We start from the raw sequence: 14,100 nt of genomic DNA on the forward strand, positions 1-14,100 counted from the left end.
GATGGGCATCATTGATGGGATGAAGGAAAAAGTTCTGAACGGCGGAGAGCTGACAAAAGAGGAGGCACTGCTTCTTGCAGAAGAGGATCATGCTCCTCTTGCGGCCGCGGCGAATGAGATACGCACTCATTTCTGCGGACAATCATTTGATCTCTGTGTCATCATCAATGCAAAAACCGGAGGGTGCAGTGAGGACTGTATCTACTGTGCCCAGTCAGCACATCATTCTGCGAACGCTTCGCCTTCTCACATCGAAGACATCGCGTCGTATCTTTCCAGGATTGCTGAAAATTATTCTCTGGGTACCCATCGCTGTGGGTTTGTCACCGCAGGAAAAACATTGAGTGATGATGAGCTGAATATTTTTCTGGACAATTACAGATATGTCCGCAGGACCTGCGGGATTTCTCTCTGTGCTTCGCATGGTCTTCTGACTGCGTCACAACTGCGGCTACTGAAAGAGGCCGGCGTCGTCAGGTATCATGCAAATCTTGAGACATCCAGAAATTATTTTCCAAAAATCTGTACGACGCATTCGTACGATGATAAGATAGCCGTGATCAAAGCAGCACAAGAGGCAGGCCTTGAGGTATGCAGCGGTGGCATCTTCGGGATCGGTGAAACCATGATTGATCGCATCGATATGGCGCTGGAGCTTCGGGGACTTGGCATAAAATCTGTTCCGATCAATATTCTGCATCCGATTCCGGGAACCCCGCTCGAACATGCGAAGTCTCTCGAACTTTCCGAAGTGAGAAAAATTGTTTCCCTCTACCGTTTCCTGATGCCTGATGCAAAAATCCGCATCGCGGGCGGTCGCGGACTTCTGCCGGATTCCGGGAGGGAATTGTTTACTGCCGGCGCAAATGCTGCAATCTCCGGAGACATGCTGACAATAGCGGGTGTTGGGCTTACCGAGGATGTGAAAATGATTGCTGAGCTCGGGTTTACTGCGGACGGTATGTGAATCTGTGAAACGCGAATCGCATGCCTTCCACACGCCGTTCCGTCGTGTTCAACTCCTCCTTTAAGGAGTCGTTTCGGCCTGCTCACCGCTTCGCGGAATAGCGCAAATAGCGCGAATAAAAAATCGCCAATGGCGATTTCCCAGAATTTATTGAAATTATTTATTTTTAGACAACTCTTTTTAATTTTGGGAAGTATTGTAATTTTTTCATCAAAAATCGTCATTGGCGATTTTTATTCGCGCTATTCGCGTTTAAAAAATCACTAAAAAAATAGTTAGAGCATGAAGCAGTCGCCCGCGATAACGCGTTCGACCTCGCCCCCGTCACGGTGGACAATCAAAGCTCCGTGCTCATCAATATCGATAGCCTCTCCATCAAAGCTCTCCCTCACCGTCCGGATGCGGACGCGACGATGCAGAGTGCAGGACAGACTCCGCCACTCGCGGTAGAGCGGCTCGGTCTCGCCCTTCAGCACCATATGATAGCGGCGCTCAAACTCCTTGAGGAATCTTGCAAAGAACTGTGCCCGTTCAACTTCGTGACCGAGTTCGTCAGAGATGGAAGTGACCAGATTGGAAATGTTCGGCATCGTCTTCTCTATCGAGACGTTTACATCGATGCCGACACCGACCAGACAGTACCGGAGAATATCATCGTTCGCGGTAAGTTCAATCGTCATGCCGGCGACTTTTTTGTCGCCGATAAACACATCGTTCGGCCACTTGATCAGTGCAGAAAGCCCGAACTCCTGACGAATCGCCCGCGCCAGTGCAAGGGAACCCGCCATCATAATCGTGAACGTCTGATCGACATTGAGTTTGGGCATCAGCACAATTGTTGCCCAGATGCCGCCCTCCGGACTCATCCAGACGCGGTTCATGCGTCCGATGCCGCCGGTCTGCTGTTCTGCGACGAGCACCGTTCCAGGGGCAACCTCGTCACCGACCTCGTGCAGCAGCTGGCGTGCAAGTGCGTCGGTGGATGGGACCTGTTCGAAATGGTGCATTTCCTGACCAATGACCTGGGTCTTGAGGTAGCGCTTGACCTCATAAGGAAGCAGAAGCCATGACCGTTTCTCCAGCGAGTAACCTGTCTTCGGCTGCGCATCTATCCGGTATCCGATCTCGCGAAGAAGATTCACATATTTCCACACGGCGGTACGGGTAATCCCAAGGCGTTCGCTGATAACCTCTCCCGGCACCGGCTGGCCAATACCGGCCTCATCAAGGATCCGCAGAACATCAAATAGTGTCTGTGTCATAACCGCTCCGCTCCGGGTTTTTGATCCGGAACATCTATAGTATCATTCTACGGGCTAGATCATGAAGAAGATTTCGCTCAGAACGCTGTTTCTTTCCGGTCTCTTGCGCATTTTCTCTCAAAAAAGTATGAGGATGTTTTTATCAGAATCTGACTGTCTGATCTCCTGCGCCGAATGTTTTGAGAAATGCGTCAGAAGGATACTCATGTGCGGTTGCGAGCAGCAGGGTTCCTTTGCCTACTTTGCACTCAACAAAGACCGGATGTCCGTTCTCGGCAACAGCGATCGGTTTGCCCGGGTATGTGGTAAACCAGCCGTCGGTTGGAAATGCATTTATGTCGTAGCCCTCGAAGAGAGATTTCCATGGCGATGACTCGTCGATGGTGAGCTGATGCTCGGCAAACTCGAAGTGATACTCCACTTCGACCGGCAGCCAGTTGTAGGGATTGCCGGTCTTTGCCGGGTCTGCCGCTCCGTAGACAAACAGGCGTCCGCCCTCTTCGAGATACTCCTCGACGCGGTCAGAGACCGCACGAAGGGCAGGAAGGAGTTTTGAGTACTGGAGATTGCCAAAGCCGGTCGGAATTATTACGCCGGTGTAGCCTCCTTTATAAAAAGGGGCCGCAAGCATCAGAGGAGTTACCGGCTCGCAGTATCCGCAGGCATCCTCGACAAGCCGGTGGAACATCATTTTACTGTCCCAGAATACGGCAACGTGATTGGAATCGGTCATCCTTTGATCACTCCAAGAGGCCGGAACCGTGCGACGATGCGGGAGATTCCTGCATCATGCACGACCTGTACGACCTCACTGCTTGGTTTGTAGACATCAGGCGCTTCTTCGGCAATAGTTGCTGCGTTTGGGGCCCGCACAATAATTCCGCGTCTGGCAAGATCACTTGCAACCATCTCTCCGGTGAGTTGTTTTTTGGCTGATGATCTGCTCTGGACGCGTCCTGCGCCATGGCAGGTACTGCCGAATGTTTTCTCCATTGCTCCAGCCGTTCCTGCAAGAAGATAGGAAGAGGTCCCCATGCTTCCCGGGATGATCACCGGCTGGCCGGCGTCGCGGAACTCCTGTACGATCTCTTTTCTTCCGGGGCCAAAGGCACGGGTCGCGCCTTTGCGGTGGACGCAGACACGGCGGCGTTGCCCGCCGTTGTGGCCGCAGGCAACATCATGCTCCTCCCACTTTGCTACATTGTGGGCAACATCATAGACGAGCGGCATCTCTTCATACGCGATTTTGAATTTTTTCACGAAAAGTTCGCGAACCAGATGCGTTATCACCTGACGGTTTGCCCATGCATAGTTTGCGGACGCTGCCATTGCGCCAAAGTATGCCTCGCCTTCGGGTGAGTGAAGCGGGGCGCAGGCAAGCTGGCGGTCCGGAAGAGTGATCCTGTATTTTTTCGTTGCCTCTTCGAGAACCTGCAGATGATCGGTGCAGACCTGATGGCCAAGACCGCGGGACCCGCAGTGAATCATCACACATATCTGGCCTTCGGCAACACCGAAAGTTTTCGCGGTTGCGGCATCCTCGATCTCATCAATAACCTGCACCTCGAGGAAGTGGTTGCCGGACCCAAGCGTTCCGCACTGGGGAACTCCTCGCTGCCGTGCCTTCTTGCTGACGAACTCGATATCAGCTCCCGGCATTGCCCCGTTTTCTTCACATCTGCTGATGTCGCTCTTCATGCCGTAGCCAAGCTCAACCGCATTTTTTGCGCCGTCGAGAAGCATTGAAGAGAGATCATTCTGCGAAAGCCGCACCGGACTCTTCGAGCCGACTCCTGTAGGCACCGTCTCGAAGAGGTCCTCTATGAGACCTTTCATATCAGGAATATCTGCAAGCGTCAGGGGCGTTGTGATCATCCGAACGCCGCAGTTGATGTCAAACCCGACGCCGCCCGGAGAGATGATGCCGGTCTTCTCATCAAATGCCGCGACCCCGCCGATGGGAAATCCGTATCCCCAGTGAATGTCAGGCATGCCGAGCGAGTTGCAGAGAATGCCAGGCAGTGTCGCAACGTTTGCAAGCTGGGTTAGCGCCCCTTCCTCAAGACCCTTCGCAAGGCTCTCGGACAGGAAAAATCTGCCCGGTACCCGCATGCCGGGAACAAAACCGGTGGGAATTTCCCACTCGGTTGCTGCGATGTGCTGAATTTTTTCGTTCATGGTTCAGATGTCAAAGATGATGATGAGTTCATAGCCGTGCGCGTTTTTTTCAAACGAGATGCCTGAGTAGGAGATGCCTTTTACCCCGATACCGCCTGCATGTTTTTTCCGGTCAAAGAGAATTCCCGAAACATTTCCACTGACCGTTGTGTTGCAAACGACGAGATCAAAGGATGTCGGCACCAGATACTCGACCTCGGTAAGAAACAAAAGTTCTGAGAGGAAATTGACGAATGTTTCCTCTGCATCTTTTCCTTCTGCCTCGATCGGGAAGGAAACCTCTGCCTTCTCGCGGGAGTACTCTCCGTAGAGTGTTGCCGCAAGAGCAAATCCGCTCTCTGCATACAGCTCTGCAAGTGTTGGTGCAGTGATTTTCATCCGCACGTCTGCGGTGTGTTCGAGCTCCTCAAAGGTCATCGTTTTCTGTGTAGAGAATGCGGGGCACGAGTCGCATGTTGATCTCACTAATCCACTGCACCTGATAGCGCGAGATATAGATCAGATGGTCTCCTGCTTTGATCGGAATATCACTGGGTTTTACCGGAGTAATTTTGATCGGCATGAGGGTAGGCCCGCTGCATGAGGTGCTGATGCGGAAATCGCCGCCGCGTTTGTCCATATAGGCGATCACCTCGTCGGTGACCGTGATATGGGAGAGTGGACGGGGTCCGTCCTGTTGTATATCCATTCTGTATTTATTGGGGTTTGCCCCACAAAAAAGTTGAGGGAGGCTAGACCGCGGTTGCGATCGCCTGCTCAATTACATCAACATACTGTTCTTTGACTTCGTAGACCCCGACGGTTCCGTCTGGGCCGCGGCGTGTAGAGAGAATTCCGAGTTTCGCGGCGATTGTGCCAACCATCGATGCGATCGAGTGGTAACTGACACTGAATCTTTCTGCCAGCGTCTCGTGAATCTGTGCGACCGTGAGCGATCGTGCGCGGATAAACAGGCTCAGCAACTCTTTTCTGATGCCGGATTTGTCGCGTGCAAGATATTTTCGAAGCCGTGTCTCTATCTCCTTTCGCAGGTCTGAACGAGATAGCATATTTCTTAATTTATTTTAAATATATAAATAAGTATCGTCAAAGGTGTTTTTCTGATAATGTTCGGTAAATGATTTCCGTTTTTTTTGGGATTTTTGTATGTGACTTCGCTTGGGGTAACCACGGAATGCACAGAAAAATATCGGAAGAAGAACGTATTCATATTCTTCCAAGTGCAAAAGATCTACTGAATGGTCTATCCGTTCTATGAATACCTCATCGAGAGAAAACTGGATGAGCATATGTTTCCCGGAGAAATCTGCTTCATGCTCAGCGAAGCGGATTTTCTTGCAAATCCCGGGCGGGTAGAAACGGTCTCTCGGTGGTGCATGGACTTCCCCAAAATCGAAAAAATTATTTTTCATATCAGCTCCAAAAATCCCGACTCCCTCAAAGAGATGGTCCCGTCTCTCGAAAATCTCGCGAAAGACGCAACGGTCCGCCTCAGCACACCGTCCGGCGAGGAGGTCTGCGGTTCAGGAAAACCGGAGATTCTTCTCGTGATCGGACGAAGCGGTCGAGAAGAGATAGCAGAAGCAATCGCCTGGATTGCGAGGGAAGACATCGGCCCTGAAAAGATCACCGAAGAGATGATCGAGTCGCATCTCCGGTATCAGGTGAATCCTGACTTTGTGATAAAAACCGGCGGGAGTCATCTGACGGACTTTCTGATCTGGCAGTCCGTCTACTCGGAACTGTTTTTTACTGACGTCAACTGGAACAGATTCCGGCGCATGGATTTCCTCAGAGCACTTCGCGACTATCAAACAAGAGTACGGCGATACGGCCAGTAGATATGATCATTTCCGCAAGCAGACGAACCGACATCCCTACCTGTTTTCCGGAATGGTTTTGCAGACGACTTTCCGAAGGATTCTGTTATGTGCGCAACCCGTACTCACAAAAAATCACGCATGTTTCTTTGAAGGCGGAACATGTTGACGCGATTGTTTTCTGGACAAAAAATGCCGGACCTCTGTTGCCGCATCTTTCCCGTCTCGACGCAACTGGAATTCCATACTACTTTCAGTACACCATAACGCCATACGGCCCTGACATCGAAACGAATCTGAACAAGGATCACTGCATCGAAAATTTTCTTGAGTTGTCTGACCGCATTGGAAAGGATCGCGTGTTGTGGCGGTATGATCCGATCCTTGTCACGAAAAAATATTCGACAGAGTTTCACGAGGAAGCGTTTGCAAAATTTTGCGAAAAATTTTCCAATGCAACCACTCGCTGCACGATAAGTTTCGTTGACGCATACTTTTCCTCGCCGTTTCGTGAATGTACTGTCTCTGAGATGAACACACTCGCAGAAAAATTTTCTGCGATAGCAGAAAATTTTGGGCTGCCGTTTTTCTCCTGTGCGGAGAGACACTGCCTCTCCGCCTTCGGTATAACCCCTTCATCCTGCACCGACAAAAATTTGTGTGAGGATATGTGCGGCCATACACTTTCCCTCAAAAAAGATCTCAACCAACGCCCCTCATGTAACTGCGTGGAAAGTGTTGACATTGGCGGCTATCATACCTGCCGGAACGGATGTCTCTACTGTTATGCCTCAGGAGGTAGCGTGCCCAAAGAACACGATTCGCTCTCGCCGCTTATCTTTGGAATTCCCGGTGAGAATGAAAAGATATATGATCAAAATACACTGAAATCGCATGATTATCAGACAAATCTGTTTTTTACATGATCAAAAACAATTGTGCTCAGAATTGATAATAATAAAAAATATTTTGTGACAATGTATTTAAATTATCGGTTTAAATCATAAAGTACTATGAATAAACAATGGTTACTCCTGTCTGGTATTCTTGCAGTAGGCATTGTTGCTTTAGGTGTTTTTGCAGCATACCACTGGTCAGACAGTCCTGCTCCGATAACGAACGTCTCTGATGAGATGAGGGAGGTGGCGAACACCCTTCATAACTTTATGGTGAACCGGACGGAAGGGTACAACTCTGATATGCACCGCACCGCATCAGCACTTACCGGCGTTACAGATAAAAAAAATATCACCGATATTTTGTACGAACTCTACTGGGAGCATCCTGACGGCCCCGGAGTTTATTTGGTGAACGCCTCAGGCGGAGTCGTCGCAACTGTACCGTACGCGAGCATGAATGATGTTCTTAATAATCCCGAGATTCAGGCGATCACAGAAAAGTCGTTTTCCAATGCCACTGATCTGAGACTTGAAGGACCTATCTACACCCAGTCTTACGGTGAGGTGCTCTGCTTCGTTCTTCCGGTATATACTGCGGACGGCGTCTACGACGGATACATCTGTCTTGGTCAAACCCCGGGAATTTTGGCTGATTATGTGTTCCCGTACTCAACAGGTTCCAACGAACGCTACGATGTATGGATAACCCGTCCTGACGGCACAATCCTCTGGCATCCCAACTCGGATCTTATCGGAAAAAACATCCGGACATCCCGTCTGTTTGATGAGTTCAGAAAAGAGATGCTGCCAATTCTGGAAAATCCCGAGGGAGAAACCTCATACAGGTACCGGGTGCTTGGCTATGACACCACCATTCTTGAAAAACAGGCTGTGTGGAAGACCGTGATGGTCAGTGACATGCCGTCCTGTGTGGTTCTGGTGAACTATCAGTATGCCGAACCAGACATTGTGTTTCCGGAAAATATGACGACTGTGTATCTGCAGAATGTTGTGAGGTCCATGTATCAGTATGCCGGATCCCACTCAAAAGAGCAGACCTTTGCCGCAATCAACGATCCGAACGGTCCGTTCACGGAGAAAGGAGTTCTCACGTTTGCCTATGACATGAATGGAACAGTGCTTGCCCACTCCACCCTTCCGCATATGATAGGTGAACAGCGGCTGAATTATCTGGGGGCATACGGCGCAACCCATCCGGTTGTCGGCATGATCAGCCGTGCGTCGCAGGGAGGCGGGTTTACGCATTACTATGCGTCTCTTCCGTACTCAGATAACATGGCAACCTTTGATCTCAGTTATGTTCTGCCGGTGGATGACACCTGGTTTGTCGGCGCCTCCATTCCGGTAACCGATACCCTGTTCACGTATAATTCTGAATTCAGAGCCGAACTGCATAAAAATTTGGAGTATGCGAGAAAGTATCTGAACGAGCATGGAAAGGAGCAGACACTTGAGGAGCTGATGGCCCCGTCCGGTGTCTTCCGGACAGATAATGTCTCAGTGTTCGCGGCAAATTACAATGGAACTATACTCGCTGCATCGGATATTTTTCCAGGCTCGGTTGGTGAGAACTCATTCTCGGTGATCTCATATCATGGCGGATCTGTTGGCAGGGAGTTTGTGATTCTCGCAAAGTCCGGTGGAGGGTTCACGTATTATGATACTGAGACGGGAGTTTATCTGATCTATATCGAGCCGGTTGATGACACCTGGTATATGGGAACCGGAGTACGGATAGGTGATTCCCACCCTTCAGCCTGAGGAGGAAAAAAATATGGAATCATGTGTATATGCAAACAACTATGATACGCGGTCTGCCAGACATTCCGGGTTTTTTCCTCTGCTGATTGGCATCATTCTAATTATCGGCATTATTGGCGGACTGGTGTTTGCAGGGATAATGGCGATGGACAGGATCGTTGAAAATGTGGAAAAAAATGCTGCGGTAATCGTGCATCTGTATGGTGATGATATCGAGGTGATGATTCTTTCCAGTTCGTTTGAAAAGGAAATTACTTCTATTGAGATCTCTATCGATGAGGTTCCTGATAGTAGAAGGATACACCCGGTCACTCTCGGAACTCCGTTTCTCTTCAAAAATATTGCAGTGGGAGTTACCGGCTCAAAGTTTGTTGTGATCAATGCGGTGTTTACGGATGGATCATCCACAGTTATTCACTACACGAAATTTCAGTTCTCCTAATTTTTTTATCCGATTATCTCATCAGCACTGCGCCAGCCATCTTGAATCCAGAAGGGCCCAAGAATGTGGCCGATAGTGATTGGAATCATGAACGGGGTGTCGTGATGATCCAGACTCTGCCTGATCTTCAGTGAAGGTTGAGTTCTTTTGTGTGCTCTTCCAGACATTCGCGGAGGTTGCGGATGGAGCTTGATGCAGGGAGGAACTTTCTCGTGATTTTGTCGCCGTCTGTGATCTCTTCGGCAACAAATCCGAAGGATTTTGTGGTCGTGTTTCCCGGAACCGACATCACTCCCTCATCCTGCATTGACAAATATTTGTGCGGTCTCGCACTTTCCCTTAAAAAAGATCACAACCAGCGAATTTCATGCAACTGCGTGGAAAGTGTTGACATTGGCGGCTACCCTGCCTGCCGGAAAGAATGCCACTACTGTTATGCCTCAGGCGACAATGTGACAACATCACACTATCCTCTCTCACTGCTTATCTCAGGACTTACTGATAAAAATGAGCTTGTATGTGATCAAAATACACTAAAATCTCATGATTATCAGACAAAGCTGTTGTTCAAATGATTAAAAACAATTGTCCTAGATATTGATAATAATACAAAATATTTTATGATAATCTATATATATACTCGGCTTAAATTATTATTTGTGATGAATAAACGTTGGTTATTCCTGTCTGGTGTTTTTGCAGTATGTATTATTGCAGTGGGTGTTTTTACAGTATGCTGCTGGCCAGACAGTACCACACCAACGACCAATATTTCTGATGAGATGCGGGAAATGGAAGACGCACTTCATGAGTTCATAGCGAACCAAACCAAAGAAATCGATGCAGATATGCAGCACACTGCAGCTGCACTTACCGGTGTTGAGGATGAAAAAAATATCACCGACATTTTGTATGAACTTTATTGGAAGTATCCTGACGGTCCCGGAGTTTATCGGGCGAACGCTTCTGGCGATGTCATTGTAACTGTACCATACACGAGTATGAATGATGCTCTCAATAATCCCGAACTTCAGGCGATCATGGAATCGTCATTTTCCAATGCCACTGATCTGAGACTTGAAGGCCCTGTTTACACCCAGGCCTACGGAGAGGTGATGTGTCTCATTCTGCCGGTGTATACTGTGGACGGCGTGTACGACGGATACATCTGTCTTGGTCAGTCCCCGGAAATCCTGACCAATCGCGTGTCTCTGTGTTCAGCAGATTCCTGCGAACGCTACGATGTGTGGATAGCCCGTCCTGACGGCACCGTCCTGTGGCATCCCAACTCTGACCTGATCGGACACAACATCCAGACGTCTCATCTGTTTGACGAGTTCAGACCTGAAATGCTGCCGATTCTGGAAAAATCCGAAGGAGAAACCTCATACAGGTACCGGGTGCTTGGCTATGACACTACTGTTCTTGAAAAACAGGCTGTGTGGAGGACCGTAGAAATTGGCGGCGCACCGTTCCGCGTGGTTCTGATAAACTACCATTATGTCAACCCGGAAGTTGTGCTTCCAGAAAATATGACGGATGTGTACCTGCAGGATATTGTGAGGTCCATGTACCTATATGCAGGATCCCACTCAAAAGAGCAGACCTTTACAGAAATTAATGATCCAAATGGTCTGTTCGCGGAGAAAGGAGTTCTCACGTTTGCCTATGACATGAACGGAACAGTGCTTGCTCACTCCACCCTTCCGCATATGATCGGAGAACAACGATTGAATTATCGGGAGGCATACAGTGCAACCAATCCAATTATCAGCATGATCAGCCGTGCCTCGCAGGGAGGAGGCTTTACGCATTATTATACTCCAATTCCGTACTCTGATCACATGGCCACATTTGATCTCTGCTATGTACAGTCGGTTGATGACACCTGGTTTGTCGGTGCTTCTATACCGGTAACCGATACCCTGTTCACGTATAGTGTTGAAACCAGAGATGAGCTGCATAAGAATCTGGAGAATGCGAGGAAGTACCTGAACGAACATGGGATGGAAAAAACGCTTGAGGAGCTAATGAATCCGTCCGGTGCTTTCCAGACAAATAACTCCTCGATGTTTGCGGCCTGGTATAACGGCACTCTGCTCACAACCTCGGATATTCTTCCGTATGAGATTGGTGAAAATACGTTCTCGATGGTCTCGTACCATGGCGGATCTATTGGCAGGGAGTTTGTGATTCTCGCAAAGTCCGGCGGAGGATTCACGTATTATGATACTGATACGGGAGTTTACCTGATCTATATTGAGCCGGTTGACGACACCTGGTATATAGGAACCGGAGTACGGGTTGGTGATTCCCACCCTTCAACCTGAGGAGGAAAAAAATATGGAAATGTACACAGATATCTATGAAATGCAGTCTGCAAGGCATTGCGGAGTTTCGTCTCTGCTGATTGTCATCCTTCTTGTAATAAGTATCATTGGCGGAATGGTATTTACAGGAATGATGGCAACGGCCCCGATCGTTGAGAATGTAGAGAAAAATGCGGTGATAACGGTGCATCTGCAGGGTGATGATGTGATGATTACACTCCTTGCAAATTCGTTCAGGCAAAAAATTTCCTCGATTGAGGTTTCCATCGATGGAGTTTCCGGACGCAGCATGACAAAACCGATTGCTATCGGAACTCCGGTTCTTTGCAAAGATATTGCCGAGGGAGTTACCGGTTCAAAGTTTATTGTGATCAATGCAAGGTTTGCGGATGGGACGTCTGCTATTATTCATTACACGAGATTGCAGTTCTCGTAAATTTTTTTATCCGAACACTACCATCAGGATTGCATCACCCAGACTGAATCCGAAGAGTGCGAGGATGTAGCCGATAGTGATTGGAATCATGAATGGAACGCCGTAGGTGATCCAGACGGCCCCCGCACGCCGGTAGAGGTCGAGTTCGCTTGCATACTCTTCTGGACATTCGCGGAGGTTGCGAATCGAAAGAGCGGAATTTTTTTTCAGGGCACGAATAGAGCTTGATGCAGGGAGGAACTCTCTCGTGATCGGATCACCGTCTGTGATCTCTTCAGCGACAAATCCGAAGTGTTTCGTGATTGTGTCGCCTGGAACCTGCATACCTGAGCACATCAGCCAGAACGGGGCTTTTTCTTTGCGGAGAATATTTTGTATGAGAAGCGCAAGCGGTACCAGTAGCGCAATGACGCTTGCGTTCAGAAGAGTTGAGAGGGCGAGGGAAGGAACAATCCATGCGGCAAACGGTGTGATGGGGACTGTTGCTGCGAGGAGAATCATCGCTTTTGCATCAGCCCAGCCGAACATACCTGCTCTTGCAAACATCCACATCATGACACAGACGATTATGGAAATTGCAAAAACAATTACTGCCACATTTGAGGGCTGGAGATACTGCTGATACCAGAAGTATGTGACAGAAATTCCTCCGATGACTGCCGCAGGGTACCAGGTGTTAGTCAGTACGGTACGGGTTTTGATGTCCTGCCATGATGCGTAGAGAAATGTTACGAGAACCGCGATCGCGGAGACGGCAAGAGGCAGGAGTTCATACATTATGCAATAGTTGGATGTGAAAGAATTTGAAATTTAGCGGCATTAAAAAATAGAAATTATTTGAAGATCTCTGCTGCTTCGGTTTTGCCGTAGACATAGGACGGCATGCCGGCAAGCATGAAGGTAACCCGAAGGGCTTCTTCCACTTCGGCCATGGTGACACCGAGGTGTTTTGCTCCCTGAAGTTGTGCGTGCAATGCGTGATCATCGCGCATTGATGCGGCAATTGCAATTGCCATCAGTTTTTTCTGTTTACGCGAGAGTGCGCCGTCAGACCAGATGTAGTTGTCAAGCTTCAGGACCGCCTCGTGCATTGCAGGGTCCGACTTTGCGAGATCGCGGAAGAAGACCGGAACGTGGCCGATATTTTCCTCAAGTTGTTTCATGTCGCCAGCTTTGTAGTTGTGGCCGCCGCAGGGTATTTTTGGTTCGGTCATGATAGTCTCACCTATTTCATATATCTGCATGTTTTGATATTAGCCTTTTAGGTGGTGGCAATTTTTCCATGATTCTCTCAGCAATCATGATGCAAACTCCGGGAAATATTTTTTTCCGTATTCCAGATTTTTTTATACTCATCCGACCAAATACACCAGTAATGACAAAAAAAGTGCTGGCGCTGTTCGGGAGCAATCTCATCGGAGGAAATACCGACAAACTCCTAACCCAGGCGATCAATGGAGTTGAGGACGCCGGCTGTACGGTTGAGCGGATCAATGTTGCCCATGTGAATGCAGGCCCCTGCAATCAGACCTACTCTTGCATGGTGGAACCGACGTGTGCGATTGAGGACGGCATGAAGGATGCCTACCGGAAACTCAGGCAGGCAGACGGTATTATTATTGCAACGCCGGTGATGACCTACGGAGTTCCAGGCGCACTGAAATCATTTATGGACCGGTGCCAGCCGTTTTACATGGCAAAATACTACCGCAAACAGCCGTTCATCACACCCGAACATGTGAAAATCCGCAGAACACTCTTCATCTGCATCGGAGGAATGAAGGATCCTGATATTTTTACCGGCCCGATCCTTACGACAAAAGCATTCTGCGCAATTGTGGATGCGAAATACGCTGACGAGCTGCTGCAGAACGATATGGATACCATTCTAAACGTCGACAAAAAACCCGAGCTTCTCGCAGAAGCGTACGAGAAGGGAAAGGCTCTCGGAGAACGCATCGTAAAAATGCGGGATGGGGAGTAA

General features: G+C 48.9%; 18 protein-coding genes. 9 read left to right on the forward strand and 9 right to left on the reverse strand.

Annotated features, from left to right (window positions below; genetic code table 11):
* The first annotated feature begins 1 nt into the window (after position 1).
* Positions 2 to 967: a biotin synthase BioB gene (bioB, locus tag McpCs1_RS03040; RefSeq protein WP_338095784.1), complete on the forward strand. Its 966-nt coding sequence runs from the start codon at positions 2 to 4 to the stop codon at positions 965 to 967.
* Between the two features lie 275 nt (positions 968 to 1,242).
* Here the strand turns inward: bioB and McpCs1_RS03045 are convergent, their stop codons facing one another.
* From McpCs1_RS03045 to McpCs1_RS03070, 6 genes are all read right to left on the reverse strand, one after another.
* A complete protein-coding gene (locus tag McpCs1_RS03045) occupies positions 1,243 to 2,229 on the reverse strand; it encodes a biotin--[acetyl-CoA-carboxylase] ligase (RefSeq protein ID WP_338095785.1) in 987 nt (328 codons plus the stop codon).
* Between the two features lie 142 nt (positions 2,230 to 2,371).
* Positions 2,372 to 2,962 (reverse strand): hypothetical protein, encoded by a 591-nt coding sequence (locus tag McpCs1_RS03050; protein ID WP_338095786.1) that lies wholly within the window; start codon positions 2,960 to 2,962, stop codon positions 2,372 to 2,374.
* Positions 2,959 to 4,407, reverse strand: a complete 1,449-nt coding sequence (locus tag McpCs1_RS03055; protein WP_338095787.1) for an RtcB family protein — start codon at positions 4,405 to 4,407, stop codon at positions 2,959 to 2,961. The genes McpCs1_RS03050 and McpCs1_RS03055 overlap by 4 nt, the downstream gene beginning before the upstream one ends.
* Before the next feature lie 3 nt (positions 4,408 to 4,410).
* Positions 4,411 to 4,824, reverse strand: coding sequence for an archease (locus tag McpCs1_RS03060; RefSeq protein ID WP_338095788.1), 414 nt, complete (start codon positions 4,822 to 4,824; stop codon positions 4,411 to 4,413).
* Complete coding sequence (locus McpCs1_RS03065; protein WP_338093264.1) at positions 4,814 to 5,095, reverse strand: hypothetical protein; 282 nt, start codon at positions 5,093 to 5,095, stop codon at positions 4,814 to 4,816. The genes McpCs1_RS03060 and McpCs1_RS03065 overlap by 11 nt, the downstream gene beginning before the upstream one ends.
* A 43-nt stretch (positions 5,096 to 5,138) precedes the next feature.
* Positions 5,139 to 5,456, reverse strand: a complete 318-nt coding sequence (locus tag McpCs1_RS03070) for a DUF2551 domain-containing protein (protein ID WP_338095789.1) — start codon at positions 5,454 to 5,456, stop codon at positions 5,139 to 5,141.
* Between the two features lie 189 nt (positions 5,457 to 5,645).
* Between McpCs1_RS03070 and McpCs1_RS03075 the strand changes: the two genes are divergently transcribed.
* The 4 genes from McpCs1_RS03075 (at position 5,646) to McpCs1_RS03090 (ending at position 9,350) form a co-directional block, all read left to right on the forward strand.
* On the forward strand, positions 5,646 to 6,248 hold the full coding sequence (locus McpCs1_RS03075; protein ID WP_338095790.1) for an undecaprenyl diphosphate synthase family protein: 603 nt from the start codon (positions 5,646 to 5,648) through the stop codon (positions 6,246 to 6,248).
* Between the two features lie 2 nt (positions 6,249 to 6,250).
* Positions 6,251 to 7,153 (forward strand): DUF1848 domain-containing protein, encoded by a 903-nt coding sequence (locus McpCs1_RS03080; RefSeq protein WP_338095791.1) that lies wholly within the window; start codon positions 6,251 to 6,253, stop codon positions 7,151 to 7,153.
* Between the two features lie 87 nt (positions 7,154 to 7,240).
* Positions 7,241 to 8,908: a hypothetical protein gene (locus McpCs1_RS03085; RefSeq protein WP_338095792.1), complete on the forward strand. Its 1,668-nt coding sequence runs from the start codon at positions 7,241 to 7,243 to the stop codon at positions 8,906 to 8,908.
* A gap of 13 nt (positions 8,909 to 8,921) precedes the next feature.
* On the forward strand, positions 8,922 to 9,350 hold the full coding sequence (locus McpCs1_RS03090) for a hypothetical protein (RefSeq protein ID WP_338095793.1): 429 nt from the start codon (positions 8,922 to 8,924) through the stop codon (positions 9,348 to 9,350).
* Between the two features lie 5 nt (positions 9,351 to 9,355).
* Here McpCs1_RS03090 and McpCs1_RS03095 read toward each other — a convergent pair whose 3' ends face one another.
* A complete protein-coding gene (locus McpCs1_RS03095) occupies positions 9,356 to 9,517 on the reverse strand; it encodes a hypothetical protein (protein WP_338095794.1) in 162 nt (53 codons plus the stop codon).
* A 15-nt stretch (positions 9,518 to 9,532) separates the two neighbouring features.
* Here McpCs1_RS03095 and McpCs1_RS03100 point away from each other — a divergent pair, with 15 nt between their 5' ends.
* The 3 genes from McpCs1_RS03100 (at position 9,533) to McpCs1_RS03110 (ending at position 12,116) form a co-directional block, all read left to right on the forward strand.
* On the forward strand, positions 9,533 to 9,925 hold the full coding sequence (locus tag McpCs1_RS03100; protein WP_338095795.1) for a DUF1848 family protein: 393 nt from the start codon (positions 9,533 to 9,535) through the stop codon (positions 9,923 to 9,925).
* Positions 9,926 to 10,141: 216 nt separating this feature from the next.
* Positions 10,142 to 11,680, forward strand: coding sequence for a cache domain-containing protein (locus McpCs1_RS03105; protein WP_338095796.1), 1,539 nt, complete (start codon positions 10,142 to 10,144; stop codon positions 11,678 to 11,680).
* Between the two features lie 13 nt (positions 11,681 to 11,693).
* Complete coding sequence (locus McpCs1_RS03110) at positions 11,694 to 12,116, forward strand: hypothetical protein (protein ID WP_338095797.1); 423 nt, start codon at positions 11,694 to 11,696, stop codon at positions 12,114 to 12,116.
* Positions 12,117 to 12,122: 6 nt separating this feature from the next.
* Here McpCs1_RS03110 and McpCs1_RS03115 read toward each other — a convergent pair whose 3' ends face one another.
* Both McpCs1_RS03115 and McpCs1_RS03120 read right to left on the reverse strand, forming a co-directional pair.
* Complete coding sequence (locus tag McpCs1_RS03115; protein ID WP_338095798.1) at positions 12,123 to 12,893, reverse strand: A24 family peptidase C-terminal domain-containing protein; 771 nt, start codon at positions 12,891 to 12,893, stop codon at positions 12,123 to 12,125.
* 56 nt (positions 12,894 to 12,949) lie between these two features.
* Entirely contained in the window at positions 12,950 to 13,330 is a 381-nt protein-coding gene (locus McpCs1_RS03120; RefSeq protein WP_338095799.1) for a carboxymuconolactone decarboxylase family protein, read from the reverse strand.
* A gap of 161 nt (positions 13,331 to 13,491) precedes the next feature.
* Between McpCs1_RS03120 and McpCs1_RS03125 the strand changes: the two genes are divergently transcribed.
* On the forward strand, positions 13,492 to 14,100 hold the full coding sequence (locus tag McpCs1_RS03125) for a flavodoxin family protein (RefSeq protein WP_338095800.1): 609 nt from the start codon (positions 13,492 to 13,494) through the stop codon (positions 14,098 to 14,100).

The sequence above is a fragment of the Methanorbis rubei genome (assembly GCF_032714495.1).
GTDB lineage: Archaea > Halobacteriota > Methanomicrobia > Methanomicrobiales > Methanocorpusculaceae > Methanocorpusculum > Methanocorpusculum rubei.